The sequence below is a fragment of the Octadecabacter dasysiphoniae genome (genome assembly GCF_021532615.1).
Lineage (GTDB): Bacteria > Pseudomonadota > Alphaproteobacteria > Rhodobacterales > Rhodobacteraceae > Octadecabacter > Octadecabacter dasysiphoniae.
In genome coordinates this window covers 529,586-544,954 of the sequence record NZ_JAKGAQ010000002.1, presented here as the reverse complement: position 1 = coordinate 544,954, position 15,369 = coordinate 529,586, and the positions used below count along the sequence as shown (strand labels likewise).

General features: G+C 58.2%; 14 protein-coding genes. 9 read left to right on the top strand and 5 right to left on the bottom strand.

Translation table 11 applies throughout. The features are described 5' to 3' along the window. The first annotated feature begins 4 nt into the window (after window positions 1-4). Window positions 5-3,025 (top strand): DNA translocase FtsK, encoded by a 3,021-nt coding sequence (locus tag L0664_RS09600; protein WP_235225585.1) that lies wholly within the window; start codon window positions 5-7, stop codon window positions 3,023-3,025. Between the two features lies 1 nt (window position 3,026). Here L0664_RS09600 and L0664_RS09595 read toward each other — a convergent pair whose 3' ends face one another. Next, window positions 3,027-4,982 (bottom strand): cation:proton antiporter domain-containing protein, encoded by a 1,956-nt coding sequence (locus tag L0664_RS09595; RefSeq protein ID WP_235225584.1) that lies wholly within the window; start codon window positions 4,980-4,982, stop codon window positions 3,027-3,029. 253 nt (window positions 4,983-5,235) lie between these two features. Between L0664_RS09595 and L0664_RS09590 the strand changes: the two genes are divergently transcribed. Beyond that, window positions 5,236-5,853, top strand: coding sequence for a LolA family protein (locus L0664_RS09590; protein ID WP_235225583.1), 618 nt, complete (start codon window positions 5,236-5,238; stop codon window positions 5,851-5,853). An 83-nt stretch (window positions 5,854-5,936) separates the two neighbouring features. Here the strand turns inward: L0664_RS09590 and L0664_RS09585 are convergent, their stop codons facing one another. Both L0664_RS09585 and L0664_RS09580 read right to left on the bottom strand, forming a co-directional pair. Next, window positions 5,937-6,524, bottom strand: coding sequence for a transglycosylase SLT domain-containing protein (locus tag L0664_RS09585; RefSeq protein WP_235225582.1), 588 nt, complete (start codon window positions 6,522-6,524; stop codon window positions 5,937-5,939). Window positions 6,525-6,608: 84 nt separating this feature from the next. Further along, window positions 6,609-7,490, bottom strand: coding sequence for an AEC family transporter (locus L0664_RS09580; protein WP_235225581.1), 882 nt, complete (start codon window positions 7,488-7,490; stop codon window positions 6,609-6,611). Window positions 7,491-7,573: 83 nt separating this feature from the next. Here L0664_RS09580 and hspQ point away from each other — a divergent pair, with 83 nt between their 5' ends. Further along, entirely contained in the window at window positions 7,574-7,900 is a 327-nt protein-coding gene (gene hspQ / locus L0664_RS09575; protein ID WP_235225580.1) for a heat shock protein HspQ, read from the top strand. Here the strand turns inward: hspQ and L0664_RS09570 are convergent. Continuing rightward, window positions 7,897-8,100 (bottom strand): hypothetical protein, encoded by a 204-nt coding sequence (locus L0664_RS09570; protein WP_235225579.1) that lies wholly within the window; start codon window positions 8,098-8,100, stop codon window positions 7,897-7,899. The two genes, hspQ and L0664_RS09570, sit on opposite strands and share 4 nt — an antisense overlap. Before the next feature lies 1 nt (window position 8,101). After that, complete coding sequence (locus L0664_RS09565) at window positions 8,102-9,679, bottom strand: gamma-glutamyltransferase family protein (RefSeq protein ID WP_235225578.1); 1,578 nt, start codon at window positions 9,677-9,679, stop codon at window positions 8,102-8,104. A gap of 231 nt (window positions 9,680-9,910) precedes the next feature. Here L0664_RS09565 and L0664_RS09560 point away from each other — a divergent pair, with 231 nt between their 5' ends. The 6 genes from L0664_RS09560 to L0664_RS09535 all read left to right on the top strand — a co-directional run bounded on the left by L0664_RS09560 (window position 9,911) and on the right by L0664_RS09535 (window position 15,357). Next, a complete protein-coding gene (locus tag L0664_RS09560; RefSeq protein ID WP_235225577.1) occupies window positions 9,911-10,375 on the top strand; it encodes a GAF domain-containing protein in 465 nt (154 codons plus the stop codon). A 64-nt stretch (window positions 10,376-10,439) separates the two neighbouring features. After that, entirely contained in the window at window positions 10,440-11,009 is a 570-nt protein-coding gene (locus tag L0664_RS09555) for a helix-turn-helix domain-containing protein (RefSeq protein ID WP_235225576.1), read from the top strand. After that, window positions 11,010-11,633 (top strand): LysE family translocator, encoded by a 624-nt coding sequence (locus tag L0664_RS09550; RefSeq protein WP_235225575.1) that lies wholly within the window; start codon window positions 11,010-11,012, stop codon window positions 11,631-11,633. Further along, window positions 11,630-12,016: a GFA family protein gene (locus L0664_RS09545; protein WP_235225570.1), complete on the top strand. Its 387-nt coding sequence runs from the start codon at window positions 11,630-11,632 to the stop codon at window positions 12,014-12,016. The genes L0664_RS09550 and L0664_RS09545 overlap by 4 nt, the downstream gene beginning before the upstream one ends. Before the next feature lie 12 nt (window positions 12,017-12,028). Then, entirely contained in the window at window positions 12,029-14,482 is a 2,454-nt protein-coding gene (locus L0664_RS09540) for a GcvT family protein (RefSeq protein ID WP_235225569.1), read from the top strand. Next, window positions 14,479-15,357 carry a homocysteine S-methyltransferase family protein gene (locus L0664_RS09535; protein ID WP_235225568.1) on the top strand — a complete coding sequence of 293 codons (879 nt, stop codon included), beginning with the start codon at window positions 14,479-14,481 and terminating at the stop codon, window positions 15,355-15,357. The genes L0664_RS09540 and L0664_RS09535 overlap by 4 nt, the downstream gene beginning before the upstream one ends. Window positions 15,358-15,369: the final 12 nt, after the last annotated feature.

Below are 15,369 nucleotides of genomic sequence, written 5' to 3'. Positions count from 1 at the left end.
CAAAATGGCATCTTATCAGACCCGACAACGCGATCCACTACTCGACAGTTCCACGCAGGCCGCGATTGAAAAGCGCGGGCGCGAACTGGTGGGGATTGGCCTGTTTGTGGCCGGTTTGATGGTGTCGATGATGCTGTGGTCCTATGCGCCTGATGATCCGAATTTCATGTCCGCGACGGATGCCCCTGTTCAGAACTGGCTGGGTCGGCCAGGTGCGTCATTTGCCGCCGCACTGTTCATGATTGTGGGCTACGCAAGCTGGGCGCTGCCTGTTGTGCTGATGGCCTGGGGTCTGCGGTTTACACTACACTATGGTCAGGAACGTGCCATCGCGCGGGTGATTTTTGCGCCCATCGCGATTGCTGTCACGGCGATCTATGCCGCGACGTTGAACACCGGCGCGGGATGGGACGAAAGTTTCGGGCTTGGCGGGCATTTTGGCGACATGGTGCTGAGCATCCTGCTGACCATTTTGCCGTTCGGGACGACGTTCAGCGTTAAATTGATGTCCTTTTTGATGGGTCTTGGCGTGCTTTCGCTGATGGCGTTCGCGCTGGGCTTTACGATGTTTGAAATCCGTCGTCTTGGGCGGTTCTTGTTGGTGGGCGTGATCGTTGCCTATTCCGGCCTGCTTAAGCTGTTGGGGCAGACGGCGTCTGCGTCTTACAAAGGCGCGCAGGTTCTGGGCACCAAGGTGCAGGAACGCCGTGAATTGTCACGCGCTGAAAAGGCAGAATATGAGGCAGAACTGGAGGCCGCACGTGCGATCCCTGCGCCGTCCATGGCGGCTGAAACGGCCCGTGTTGCGGCCGTGGTGCGTGCGAACCCTGCGATGCCCACACGGTATGAGGATTTCGACCCGATCGAAGAACCGATTGCCGCGCCGCGCATGACCGAACAGGCCCCGTTGGCGGCCCCCGTGCGCCATGCCGAACCCGAGGCTAAACCCGGATTGTTTGCATCGCTGTTAAAGCGGTCTGACCCGATGCCAGAGCCTGAGTTGATCGAAGAACCAGACATGCAGGGCGATGTGCCTGTGGCGGACACTGACCGGATTTCCGCACGCATCGCGAATGCCGTGCGCAGCCGTTCCGGCCAACCGCAAGAGGTGACTGTTGCCACGAAACCCGGTGTGAACCCCGCGATCACAGCGGCAATTGCCAGCCGGATGGAACCGCAGGTTCACGCTACGGCAGAACGCATTGAACCGCCTGTGGCCAAGGCAAGCGGCCCGCGTCCGTTGGTGTTGAACACCGAACAAATGGCCGCACTTGATATGGCCCCGACGGGCGATGCACCTATGGCGGAGTTTGTCGAAGAGTATCCCGATCAGACGATGGAATATGTCGCCGCGGACGTGGCCCCGACGCCCGCCGCCGCGTTCACACCTGCTGCGGTGCCCGTGCCAGAAGCCAAGGCCGTTGTTCAGCACCCCGTGCGCAAAGCGCCCGCGCCGTCGCGCCAAGCCAAGGCAGAAGCCCAGCCCGCGTTGAAGTTTGACGACCAGCGCCCTGAATATGAAATGCCACCGCTGAGCCTGTTGTCGTCGCCCGAAGAAATCACCCGCCATGTGTTGAGCGACGAAGCGTTGGAAGAAAACGCGCGGATGTTGGAAAACGTGCTGGATGATTATGGTGTCAAAGGTGACATTGTGTCGGTGCGCCCTGGTCCGGTTGTGACGATGTACGAGCTTGAACCTGCACCCGGTTTGAAAGCGTCCCGCGTGATCGGTTTGGCCGATGATATCGCGCGATCCATGTCCGCCTTGTCGGCACGTGTGTCGACGGTTCCGGGCCGCAGCGTGATCGGGATCGAATTGCCGAACGAGAACCGTGAAATGGTTGTCCTGCGCGAGATGCTATCCGCACGTGATTTCGGCGATAGCAACATGAAGCTGCCGTTGGCCTTGGGTAAGGATATTGGCGGTGAACCGATCATCGCGAACCTTGCGAAAATGCCCCACTTGCTGATCGCGGGTACAACGGGATCTGGTAAATCCGTCGCCATCAACACGATGATCCTGTCGCTGCTGTATAAGCTGAGCCCTGAAGAATGCCGGATGATCATGATTGACCCGAAGATGCTGGAACTGTCGGTTTATGACGGCATCCCGCACCTGTTGTCGCCTGTTGTGACCGACCCGAAAAAGGCGGTTGTCGCCCTGAAATGGGTCGTGGGCGAGATGGAAGAACGGTATCGCAAGATGTCCAAAATGGGCGTGCGCAATATCGATGGGTATAATGGCCGCGTGAAGGATGCCTTGGCGAAGGGTGAACAGTTTAACCGCACGGTGCAGACTGGTTTTGACGATGACACGGGCGAACCCGTGTTTGAAACGGATGAATTCACGCCCGAGGTTCTGCCCTATATCGTCGTCATCGTAGACGAGATGGCCGACCTGATGATGGTTGCCGGCAAAGAGATCGAGGCCTGCATCCAGCGACTTGCGCAGATGGCGCGTGCATCGGGTATTCACCTGATCATGGCGACGCAGCGCCCGTCGGTGGACGTGATCACCGGTACAATCAAGGCGAACTTTCCGACGCGGATTTCGTTCCAGGTGACCAGCAAAATCGATAGCCGCACGATCCTTGGTGAACAGGGCGCCGAACAACTGCTGGGCATGGGTGACATGCTGTATATGGCGGGCGGGTCCAAGATTACGCGCGTCCACGGGCCGTTCTGTAGCGACGAAGAAGTCGAAGAGATAGTGAACTACCTTAAGGCTTACGGCCCGCCGGAATACTTTAGCGGTGTTGTCGAAGGGCCAGCGGATGAAAACGCATCGTCTATCGACGAAGTGCTTGGCCTTGGCGGGAACACGGATGGCGAAGACGCGCTGTATGATACGGCCGTTGCGATTGTCGCCAAGGATCGCAAATGTTCGACCAGCTACATCCAGCGCAAGCTTGCCATCGGGTACAATAAAGCCGCGCGTTTGGTGGAACAGATGGAAGACGAAGGCATCGTGTCTGGCGCCAACCATGTGGGCAAACGCGAAATCCTGATCCCGGAACGGCAGTGATTTAGGCGGGGTCTTCGGACCCCGTTTTTGCGCCACCATCTGCAAGGATACGTTTGTTTTCCTCGACCAGTTCGGCCTCCCAGACCTGGATCATTTCGCGCACGTTGGTCATGTAGGCTTCGTTTTGTGTGGCTGGCAGGTCCGGGTCATAATGTTCGGCCATGTCGCGCAGGGATCTCTTATCCATATCCGCGAAGGCCTTAACCATGAGGTTCGATTTTTCGCGCTCAATCCCGAGGGCTTCGTAAACGGAACGCCCCATGCGGGTGGCGCTGTCAAAGGTTTCGCGGATCACATCGCGGCACCCTGCATGCCACAAATCATAGACATGACCGCGGTCAATCGCGCGGGCGACAATGTGGACATGGGGATGATTGGCGTGAACGTAGTGGACCAGCGCTGTGGCCTGTTCCTTGTTATCAATCGCGACGACCAGAATTTTCGCGTCAGCAATGCCAGCAGAATGCAAAAGATCGGGGCGGGTCGCATCGCCGTAATAGGCGCGAAACCCGAACTGAGCGAGGAAATCGATCTGTTTGGACGAATAATCAATGACGGTGGCCCCGTATCCGGCACCGGCCAGCATACGCCCGACGACGACACCCATGCGCCCGTGTCCGGCCACGATGATGCCTTTGGATTCCTCGATCGTGTCTTCTTCGCGTGTTTCGCCGGCCGCAAAACGCGGCACGATCACGCGGTCATAAAAGATGAACAACAGTGGCGTCAGAAGCATTGAAAGGGCCACAACCAGCAAAAGAAGGTCGGCAATCGGGCCGGGGATGACATTGCTTGCAACGGTGAAAGACAGCAACACAAAGCCGAATTCACCCGCCTGCGCGAGGCCAAGCGCGAACAACCAGCGATCTGCGCCATTGATTTTGAACACCACCGCAAGGATCAAAAGAACACCCGCCTTTACGGCGATCAGCCCCAAGGTCATGCCTACAATGGCAAGCAGATTTGCCTGTAGCAGCCCAAAATCAATGCCCGCGCCGACGGTCATGAAAAACAGGCCAAGCAGCAGACCCTTGAAGGGATCAATGTCGGATTCCAGTTCGTGGCGGTATTCCGAATTGGCAAGAACGACACCCGCAAGGAATGTGCCAAGCGCGGGCGACAGACCGACAAGCGACATCAAAAGCGCGATGCCGATAACCATCATCAACGCCGTTGCCGTAAACAATTCGCGCAGGTTGGCGCCCGCCACAAAGCGGAAAATCGGGGAAGTCAGAAAGCTGCCGCCAAGGACAACCGCAGCAACGGCGGCGATGGTAACGCCCGCAGTCGCCCATGGCCCAAGCCCGTCAACAAGGCTCATGCCCGACCCATGATCATCGCCGTGATCATCCGCTGCATGGGGATCGCCGTGGGGGTCAGCTGGGGCTTCGACATGGGCGGTTTCACCGTGGGCGACCATATCAGCAGGCACATCGCCGAGGGTGGAAATCGCCAAAAGCGGAATGAAGGCGAGCATTGGAATAACCGCGATGTCCTGGGTCAGCAGCACGCTAAAGCTGGATTGGCCTCCGTCACTTTTCATCAGGCCTTTTTCGTTTAGCGTTTGCAGAACGATGGCTGTCGACGACAATGCCATGACCAAACCAATAGCCAGCGCGATAGACCAACTTTGGCCAAAGGCCATGGCCGCGGCCATGACCACAAGGGTCGTTAACACCACCTGCCCACCGCCCAGCCCGATCAGCCGCGCGCGCATGGCCCAAAGCAGTTTTGGTTCCAGTTCCAGCCCGACAAGGAACAACATCATCACGACGCCGAATTCGGCGAAATGCTGGATCGCAATCACATCGACCCCCAGCAGCGCCAAGACGGGGGAAATCAGAATGCCCGCGATCAAGTACCCAAGAACGGATCCAAGGCCCAAGCGCGATGCAATCGGCACCGCGATCACCCCCGCGACCAAGAACACAAACGCCAGCATCAGAAAATCGGTCATGAAGAATCCCCCCGGATCAATGAATTGACGCTAAATGGGATCGTGCAGGGGGGAAAGCCGCAAATCGGCTTCTTTGGTTTGTAAATATCCCGGGGGAGGCGCGCAGCGACGGGGGCAGAGCCCCTTTCATCGCAAGCAAAATCAGCGTGTTATCTGGTAACGGGCGGCATGATATCGCTTAACGGCGGCGCAAGGCCCATGTTTGTGACATCGATAAGGTGCAAATCGCTGCAACCCGGATTAGGTAGGAATTATGAACCAGATTACACGCCGACTTTGTCTTTTGGCTGTGCCCCTCGCGCTTGCAGGGCTCATGGCTTCGCCGTCTCAGGCCCAGCAGCTGTCGCTTGGGCAAGTGTCGACTTATCTTAACTCGTTCACCAGTGCGGAGGGTGAATTTACGCAGATCAACGCAGATGGCACGATTTCCACAGGTACGGTTTTTATCAAGCGCCCGAACCGTGTGCGGTTTGAATATAACCCGCCCGAGGAATCGCTGGTCGTTGCAGGGGGCGGACAGGTCGCAATTTTTGATCCGCGGTCGGATACGGGGCCGGATCGCTATCCGCTGAACCAGACACCGTTATCGATCATCCTTGAACGCAATATCGACTTCGCACGGACCAATATGGTGACCGGTCACACAAGTGACGGGACAACGACGACCGTGACGGCGCAAGACCCTGATCATCCCGAGTACGGTAATATCCAGATGGTCTATACCTCCAACCCGGTTGAGCTGCGCCAGTGGATTGTGACCGACGATACAGGCCAGCAGACCACGGTGATTTTGGGTGATTTGGCCAAGGACGGGCGCGTGCCTGACATTTTGTTCAACATCCAACGCGAAATGCGCAATTGGGGGAACTAACGGCCTTTGCCCCAGACGCCAGACCACTAAAAACAACAAAGCGCGCCCCTTGAGGCGCGCTTTTCTATTGGATCAGACCGCCGTTAGCGGAATGTGCGGCAGGTCCGAAGTTGTGCGTTATACATCACAGAACGGTCACGGACTTCGCCAGCGATGCGCACCAACCATGGTTTGGATCGGTATGTGCCACGGCGCCAGCCTGTGCGGCCGTCGTGATAGGCCAGATACTGGTTGTAGACGTCGTTCATCGGGATGCCGTTTTCACGCACGGTGGCAGTCATATACCAGCCCATGAAATCAGCGGCGTCCTGAATGTCGGTGCGATCTGATCCGCGCCCGCCGCGTTGATCGACGTATTCTTCCCATGTGCCGTCAAGCGCTTGGGAATATCCCAGTGCGGACGATTGGCGGCCTGTCGGAATGACGCCAAGGGCGTATTGGTGGGGGGGGCGGTTGTCTGCGATGAATTTACTTTCTTGATAAATCATCGCCATCAACACGTGGGTTTCCACACCAAAGTTGCGTTCAGCCTGTTTGAAGGCGCGCACGTAATGCGGGCGTTCTGTTAGAATGGAACAGGCGTTGTCTAGATTGCGCGGTGCAGAACTGTCCCGGGTGCCGCAGCTTCCCAGAATTAAAAGTAATACACAGGCGCGAAAGAGTTTGCTCATCTGCCTCTCGCTTATTTTATTATATTTTTATTGCGACCAGTTTAGCGGGGTTTCGCCAATGTGGGAACCGGTTTTAAGCGGTGTTCAGATCACAAATGCGAGGATGAGCGGTAAAGTGACCACTGACATGAGGGTTGAGACCACGACGAGGCCCGCCACTGAGTCAGAATCTGCGCCGTATTTGGCCGCAAGCATATAGGATGTCACTGCCACCGGGGTCGCCACCTGCACCACCAACACAGCGAGAGCGACGGGATCGAGGCCGAACCAGATGCCCACAACGGCGGCCACGCCCGCACAGACCGCGTATTTGATCGCCGCCAGAAGCGTCGCAAGGCCGAGTGCATTTGGTTTCAGGCGGGCCACGGCCACGCCCAATGTGATCAGCATCATCGGGATCGCCATTTGACCGATCAGTTCCAGCGCGTTTGTCAGGAAGGTCGGTGTTTGCCAGCCTTGCCACAAAAACAGCGCACCGAGGATTGTTGCGGCAACGACGGGTTCTTTGATGACTTTGGTCAGCGATCCGCCGTCCGACACCAGCCAGACGCCAAACGTAAAGCTGAGAACGGCCATGACGGCAAACACCACGACAGCGTAGCCAAGCCCGACGTCGCCGAACGCGAACAAGGCCAGCGGCAGGCCGAGGTTTCCGGTGTTGCCAAAGATCAGTGGCGCGAGGAATGTGCGCCGATCCAGCCGCCCCACCAAAACCAAAAGCCACATGGCGACGGTGACAAGCGCGTAGGCCACAAGGGCGGCAACCGACAGCGCCGCAAGCGCCGCAGCGTCAACTTGCGTGCCCATCAATGCGGTGAAGATCAGACAGGGAACGGACAGCGTCATCGCGAATCTTGTCACGAATTCAACGCGGTATTCGTATCCTAACTTAACCCAGACAAAGCCGACGGCGGCCAAAAGGAACACTGGCGCGGTGATTTCCAGCACTGTCAGAGCAAGTTGCACAGTTTGTTTCCTTAAAATTTACCGTCTTTGGATGGACTCATCGGGGCGCTTTTGTCTAGTAACGGCCAAGGGGCGAATAAACCATGCTGAAGACACGCGCAAAATATCATCTGGGCCAAGTGGTCAAACACCGTAAACATCCGTTTCGCGGCGTTGTGTTTGATGTGGATGCGATGTTTGCCAACACGGATGAATGGTACGAGGCCATCCCCGAGGATGCACGCCCGCTGAAGGACCAGCCGTTTTACCACCTGTTGGCGGAAAACGATCAGTCCTATTACGTGGCTTATGTGTCCGAACAGAATTTGGTCGCGGATTACTCCGGTCAGCCTGTGGACCACCCTGATCTGGACGATTTGTTCGGCCCGTTTCAGGATGGCCAGTACCCGCTGCATTTCCAGCTGAACTAGTCTTTCGGGGGTCTGCGGCTCCAGAAGAAAATCATTCCGCCAAAGCTGAACATGGCCGCGTAGATTGCTGCGTCTAATGTTGCGTCCGGCACGCCGTCTAATGCCTGCGATATCGCTTGGCCGCACAGGATGCCGCCCGCGATCATGAACGCAAGGCCACCCGTGCGGGCGAGGCGTTTTGTGAGGGCGTCCCAGTTCATATCAATACCCCAGCGCGATGCCGTCTTTGCGCGGGTCTGATGCGCCTTCCAGCATGCCATCGCTGCGCAGTTTGATCGCTTGTGCACCGCCGATAGGGGTTTCCGCGCGCGTAACAGTGTGGCCCATGTCGGCCAGTTCCTGCGCGACCTTTTCGGGGTAGCCCGTTTCGATGTTCAGCGTGTCGCCTTCGGCAAAACAGCGCGGGGCGTCGATGGCGGTTTGGGCGTCCATGCCGAAGTCTTCCATGTTGGTCAGGAAACGCGCGTGGCCGCAGGGCTGATACGCGCCGCCCATCACACCGAACGGCATTTCGATTTTGCCTGCGCGTTTGACCATTCCGGGGATGATGGTGTGCATGGGGCGTTTGTTGCCGCCAGCCTCGTTTGGGTGACCCTGTTCCAGCGTAAAGCCCGCAGCGCGGTTCTGGAACAGGATACCGAATTTGTCGGACGCGAGGCCGGATCCGAAGCTGTGGAAGATCGAATAGATCATCGACACACACATGCGGTCTTTGTCGACCACAGTGATATAGACGGTGTCTTTGTGCACGGCTTCGGCGCCGGGCAGGGACGGCGGGATGGCGGATGCGGGATCGATCATGTTGGCCAGTTTTGCGGCCGTGTCCGCGCTTAGCATGTGGTCCAGCCGCGCGGTGTGATCGGGGTCGGCGATGACGCGGTTGCGCGTGTCATAGGCGAGCTTTGCGGCCTCGGCCTCAAGATGGGCGCGTTTGGTGCCCATTGGGTCCAGCCCTGCGATGTCGAAGTGTTTGAGGATATTGAGCATCAGGATCGCGGTGGCGCCCTGACCATTGGGCGGATGTTCGACCAGTTCGATGTCTTTGTAGGTGCCTGACACGGGGGCGGTGTAATCGGCGCGCACGTTGGCGAAATCATCCAGCGTGTGGGTGCCGCCTGCTGCGTTCAGGGATTTGACCATGTCCTCGGCGACTTCGCCTTCGTAGAAACCGGCGCGGCCATCCATTGCGACACGGCGCAGTGCGTCTGCCTGACCGGGGGCGCGGAACATCTGCCCGACTTTCAAGGACTGGTCTTGCAGCGTGTAATGCGTGCGGCCTGCGCCGTGCAGGGTGCTGCCCGATTGGACATAATCAAACGCGACTTTCGGGGCTATGGGCATGCCTGCATCTGCGTAATGGATCGCGGGCGCGAGGGTCGCGGCGAGGCCGATTTTGCCGTGGTCTTTGGACAGCTGGATGAAACCATCCATCGCGCCGGGCAGGCTGATCGCGTGAACGGATGTCAGCGGCAGGACATCCATACCGTCTGCGCGCAGTTTGGCGGCGTCCAGTGCGGCGGGTGCGCGACCGGATGCATTCATCGCGTGGACATCATCGCTGCCGGGAAGGTTGAACAGGCAGAACGCATCGCCGCCAATGCCGGTGGACTGGGGTTCGCATATTCCAAGCAACACAGCACCGGCGATTGCGGCGTCCATGGCATTTCCGCCTGCCTCAAGGATTTGCACGGCCACTTTGGCGGCCAAGGGATGGGACGTTGCACAAATACCGTTTTGGGCGATGACCGCTGACCGACCGGGTTTTTGAAAATCGCGCATGGATGCTCCTTCGTTTTGAAGGAACCTAGCATTGTGGTCGGGAAGGGGAAGGGCGCAAGGTAGTCCTCGACGTCGCGCACTGGGTGGGGGCTGTTACACGCGACGCCGAGGTGAGCCTATGCAGCTACAAGGGCAGGTTTGACGTTGGAATCTGGTGGCGATGCGGAGACATTGGGGCCGTTTTGTGGTTTTTCGTCCTTAATGCCCCCCAACCCGCAAGATTCGGAGAAAATGATGCCTGACTACGCGACGCTGTCCCAGACGATCCAAAGCCTGACAGAGGGCGAGGATGATGCGGTTGCCCTGATGGCGACGATAGCCTGTGAGGTGCATCATAGCGACGCGCGGTTCGATTGGACCGGATTTTACCGCGTGACCGAGCCCGGGCTTTTGAAGATCGGGCCGTATCAGGGCGGGCATGGGTGTTTGCAAATCCCGTTTTCGCGTGGGGTTTGCGGGGCTGCGGCGCGCACAGGGCAGGTGCAATTGGTGCCGGATGTTGAGGCGTTCGAGGGCCATATCGCCTGCGCCAGTTCAACGCGGTCCGAACTGGTTTTGCCTGTGTTTGACGCTGCGGGCGATGTGATTGCGGTGTTTGATATCGACAGCGATCAGCCGGATGCGTTTACGGATGATGATGCCACCCAAATGGCGGTGATTTTGAAGGATGTTTTCGGTCGCCGCACTGCGGCGTGAAAAAATCCTTTGAATTTTCACGAAGGCGTGGCAATGCTCTGTGCAGACAAGGAGTCTGCCAAACGTGATTCACGACCTACCGCCAGAAAGCCGCACCCTCGGGGCTGATATTCGTGCCTTGCGAAAGGCGCGCGGACTGACGTTGGCGGAGCTTGGTGAGACGCTGAACCGATCTGTTGGCTGGCTGTCGCAGGTTGAACGGGATTTGTCTGAACCATCGATCACGGATTTGCGCCAGATGGCGCGGGCGCTGGATGTATCAGTGTCGAGCCTGTTTCGATCTGCAGCGCCCGAACATGAATTAGGTGTGATTGTGCGCGCGGCGTCGCGTCGCCCGATCGGGTCACGATCTGCGGGGCTGGTCGAAGAATTGTTGTCGCCCGATCTGACAGACGATTTCGAGATGGTCCATTCTACGTTCGAGGCGGGCGGCAAGATATCCGAACCTGTCACGCGCCCCACCCAAGAGGTCGGGTATATCGTATCAGGGCGGCTTGATCTTGAGATTGGCGGTAAGATTTATTCGCTAAGTGCGGGTGATAGTTTCCGCATTCGCGGTGAACCTTTCCGCTGGATGAATCCCTATGCTGCGCCCTGTGTGGCGATCTGGGTTATTGCGCCGCCGGTTTATTAAATGACATTTGAAGCTTGGACCATATTCGCGCTGTTCTGGGTGGTGTTTGTCACCACGCCTGGGCCGAATGCTGTGAATTGTATCAGCAACGGGATGTCGATTGGATTTGTGCGCAGTCTGCTGGGGGTCGCGGCGATCCTGACACAGGCGGCGTTGTTTCTGGCGTTGTCCGCGTTCGGGATTACCGCGCTTTTGACCGCATCGGAGGCAGCGTTTTCTGTGTCGAAATACATGGGCGCGGGGTTCCTGATTTACCTCGGTGTGCGTGGCTGGATCACGGCGAAGACCCCGGTGCAGGTGCAGGATCGCCCTGCGGGGTCTGTTTACAAACGCGCGTTGGCGATTGCGGTAATCAACCCCAAAAGCGTGGCAGGGTATTTGGCGGCGTTTAGCCAGTTCGTGCAACCTGACGTGCCGATTGGCCAGCAGATGTGGGTCATTGTGCCGACAGCGCTGACATTGACGGCGTGCAGTTATCTGACGTTTACCGCCCTTGGTGCGGGGTTGGGGCGTGCCGCGCTTGGGGCGGTTTTCAACGTCTGGTTCCGGCGCACGATGGCCGCGTGTTTCATCATATACGGCATTCTGTTGGGTGCCGCCCCACAACCGCAGGGGACGTTATGAAAACCGGATCCTGTTTATGTGGCGGTGTGGCCTACACCCTGACGGGGGAATTGCGCCCGTCCGTGGCGTGCCACTGCGTGCAGTGCCGCAAGACCAGCGGGCACCACGTTTCAGCGACGCAGGTGAACCCCGATCAATTGCAGTTCACGTCTGATGCAACATTGGCGTGGTTTCAATCATCCCCCAAGGCCCAGCGCGGGTTTTGCAATCACTGCGGATCGTCATTGTTTTGGCGCCATGAGGATGACGGCGGGCGGGTGTCCGTCATGTCCGGCACCATTGATGGCGCGACGGGGCTGCACACAGACAAACATATCTATGTCGCCGACAAGGGTGACTATTACGAAATCGCGGATGGCCTTCCGCAGCTAAAGACATACTAGGGAGCAACACCAATGGCAGATTTTCCAACTACGGCCCGTGTGGTCATCATCGGGGGCGGTGTCGTGGGCACGTCCGCATTGTTTCATCTGGCCCGTGCTGGTTGGACGGATTGTGTGCTGCTCGAAAAGAACGAGCTGACGGCGGGGTCCACGTGGCACGCGGCGGGCAACGTGCCCAACTTTGCGCCCAACTGGGCGGTGATGAACATGCAGCGGTACGGCGCTGAGATGTATCGCGGGTTGGCCGACGAGGTCGATTATCCGATGAACTACCACGTCACCGGCGCGATCCGTTTGGCCCACTCCAAAGAGCGGTTGCAGGAATTCGAAAAGATCGTCGGCCAAGCGCGTGCGCAGGGGTTGTCGATGGATATTTGTTCCCCCGCAGAGCTGAAAGAACATAACCCGTTCATGGAAACCCATGATCTTGCGGGCGGTCTTTGGGATCCGCTGGATGGTGATATTGACCCGGCCCAGTTGACCCAAGCCATGGCCAAAGGTGCGCGCGATGCAGGTGGGCGGATTGAACGGTTCAGCCCTGTAACGGGCATTGACCGTGATGGCGATGAGTGGATCGTGAAGACCGAAAAGGGCGATATCCGCTGTGAGTTCGTCGTCAACGCCGCTGGCTATTACGCCCAGCGTGTCGGTGAGATGTTCAAGCCGTTCGGCGGGCGCACCGTGCCGATGGTTGTCATGTCGCACCAGTATTTCCTGACAGGCCAGCTGCCCGAGCTTGAGGCGTTCACCAAAGAGCGCGGCCAGAAGATGCCGATGATCCGTGACCCCGATATCAGCTACTATCTGCGTCAGGACAAACACGGCCTGAACCTTGGCCCGTATGAACGGAACTGTAAGGCGCATTGGGTGACACCCGAAGACCCGATGCCTGAGGATTTTTCCTTCCAGCTTTATCCCGATGATCTGGACCGTCTGGATTTCTACATCGAAGACGCGATGGAACGTTTGCCGCTGTTGGGTGAGGGCGGTGTTGAACGTAATATCAACGGCCCGATCCCCTATGCGCCCGATGGCCTGCCGATGATCGGCCCGATGCCCGGTGTAAAGAACGCGTTTGAGGCGCATTCCTTTACCTTTGGAATCGCGCAGGGCGGTGGTGCCGGTAAGGTGCTGTCGGAATGGATCATGCACGGTGAGACAGAGATCGACATGTGGTCTGTCGACCCGCGCCGTTATACCGATTATGCCGATCACGATTATTGCCTGTCCAAGGCGCTGGAAACATACGGGCACGAATACGCGATGCATTTCCCGCATCACGAATGGCCCGCCGGACGTGACAAAAAGCTGTCCGCGAACCACGCAGCGTTGCTTGCGTCGGGTGCGCAGATGGGGGCGTATAACGGGTGGGAACGTGCAAACTGGTTTGCACAGGACGGCGAAGACACGTCTGAGGAATCCACGCAGACGTGGGGCCGCAGTGGCCCTTGGGAGGCTGGCATCAAGCGCGAGGTTGAGGCCGTGCGTGATAATGCCGGTGTCCTCGATATGCCCGGATTTTCGCGGTATGCGTTGAGTGGTGTAGGTGCTGCTGAATGGTTGCGCACCCAGATTGCGGGGGCGCTGCCCAAAGCGGGCCGCATGAACCTTGGGTATTTCACCGACAGCCGCGGGCGTATCGTGACTGAGGTGACGATCATCCGTTGGGATGAGGACGATTTCTGGATCATGACAGCGGCTGTGGCCCAGTGGCATGATTTTGAACACCTTGCCAAACTGCTGCCAAGCGACGGGTCTTTGACGCTGACGGATATCACGACGCAGTGGTCCACGGCGTTGCTTACGGGGCCAAAGTCGCGCGATATGCTTGCGGCGATTTCAGAGGGCGCTGATTTAAGCACAGGTTGGTTGACGCTTCAGGATGCGACGGTTGCGGGCAAGCCTGTGAAACTGTTCCGTATCTCGTTCGCGGGTGAATTGGGCTGGGAAGTACATTCCAAGTTTGACGACAGCGCTGCGGTTTATGACGCCATTCGCGCGCAGGGTGCGGCACCTTTCGGGATGTATGCGCTGAATTCGATGCGGATCGAAAAGGGCTACCGGACGTGGAAAGGCGATTTGTCGACAGATTACACGTTGCTTGAAGGTGGTCTTGACCGGTTCTTGCGCCTTGGCAAAGAACAGGATTTCCCCGGCAAAGCCGCCCTGGCGTCCGAGATGCAGAGCGGACCGAAGAAGGGGTTTGTCACGATGATCGTGGACGCGCCGGATGCGGATGCGCCTTATATGTCGCCCGTCTGGATGGGTGATGAGATTGTCGGCGAAACCACGTCTGGCGATTGGGGCTACCGCGTCAATAAATCCATCGCCCTTGGTGTGGTGCGTGCAGATGCGGCAGCGCCCGGCACCGAGCTTGAGGTCGAGATCTTTGGCGTGAAGCGCAAGGCGATCGTGCAAGAAGACGCACCGCTTTGGGACGCTGAAAACGCGCGTATCCGAGCATGAGCGAAATCGTTTTGTTAGATGGTGGGATGGGCCAGGAATTGGTGCATCGTGCGGGCGACCGCCCGACGCCGCTGTGGTCTACGCAGGTTATGATCGATCATCCCGGCCTTGTCGAAGCCGTGCATCGCGATTTTACCGCAGCGGGCGCGACGGTGGCGACGACAAACACCTATGCGATCCATCGTGACCGTCTGGACGGGACGGGCATGGAGGGGCAGTTTGACGACTTGCATGCCATGGCGCTGGCAGAGGCACGTGCGGCTGGCGCGTCGCGCATCGGGGGGTCTATCGGGCCGCTGGGCGCGAGTTACCGTGCGGATGTGATGCCTGATCATGCGACGTCCGTGGCGAAATTTGCCGAAGTCGCAGCGCTGATCGGGCCGCACGTCGATATCATCCAATGCGAAACTGTCGTGTCTGTCGCCCACACAAAGGCGATCATGGAAGGCGCGGCTGCCGGGGGAAAACCGATCTGGATGGCGTTTACGGTGTCCGATACCGACGGCACGAAACTGCGATCCGGTGAACCCCTTGCGGAGGCGATTGAGGCGGCGAAGGGTGCTGCGGCGGTGCTGGTGAATTGTTCCGCCCCCGAGGCCATTCCGGCGGCGTTGGATGTTTTGGCCAGCGCGGGTGTGCCGTATGGCGCCTATCCAAATGGATTTGAGCAGATCACCGAGGGTTTCCTCGCGGATAAGCCCACGGTTGATGCCCTGAACATGCGACGTGATTTTACACCTGATTTGTTTGCGGACCATGCAATGGCGTGGGTTGAACACGGGGCGACGATTATCGGGGGCTGCTGCGAAGTCAGCCCCGCACATATTTCCGAAATTGCCAGCCGTCTGAAAGCGGCAGGACATACCATCGTTTAAGGAGCCCATTTG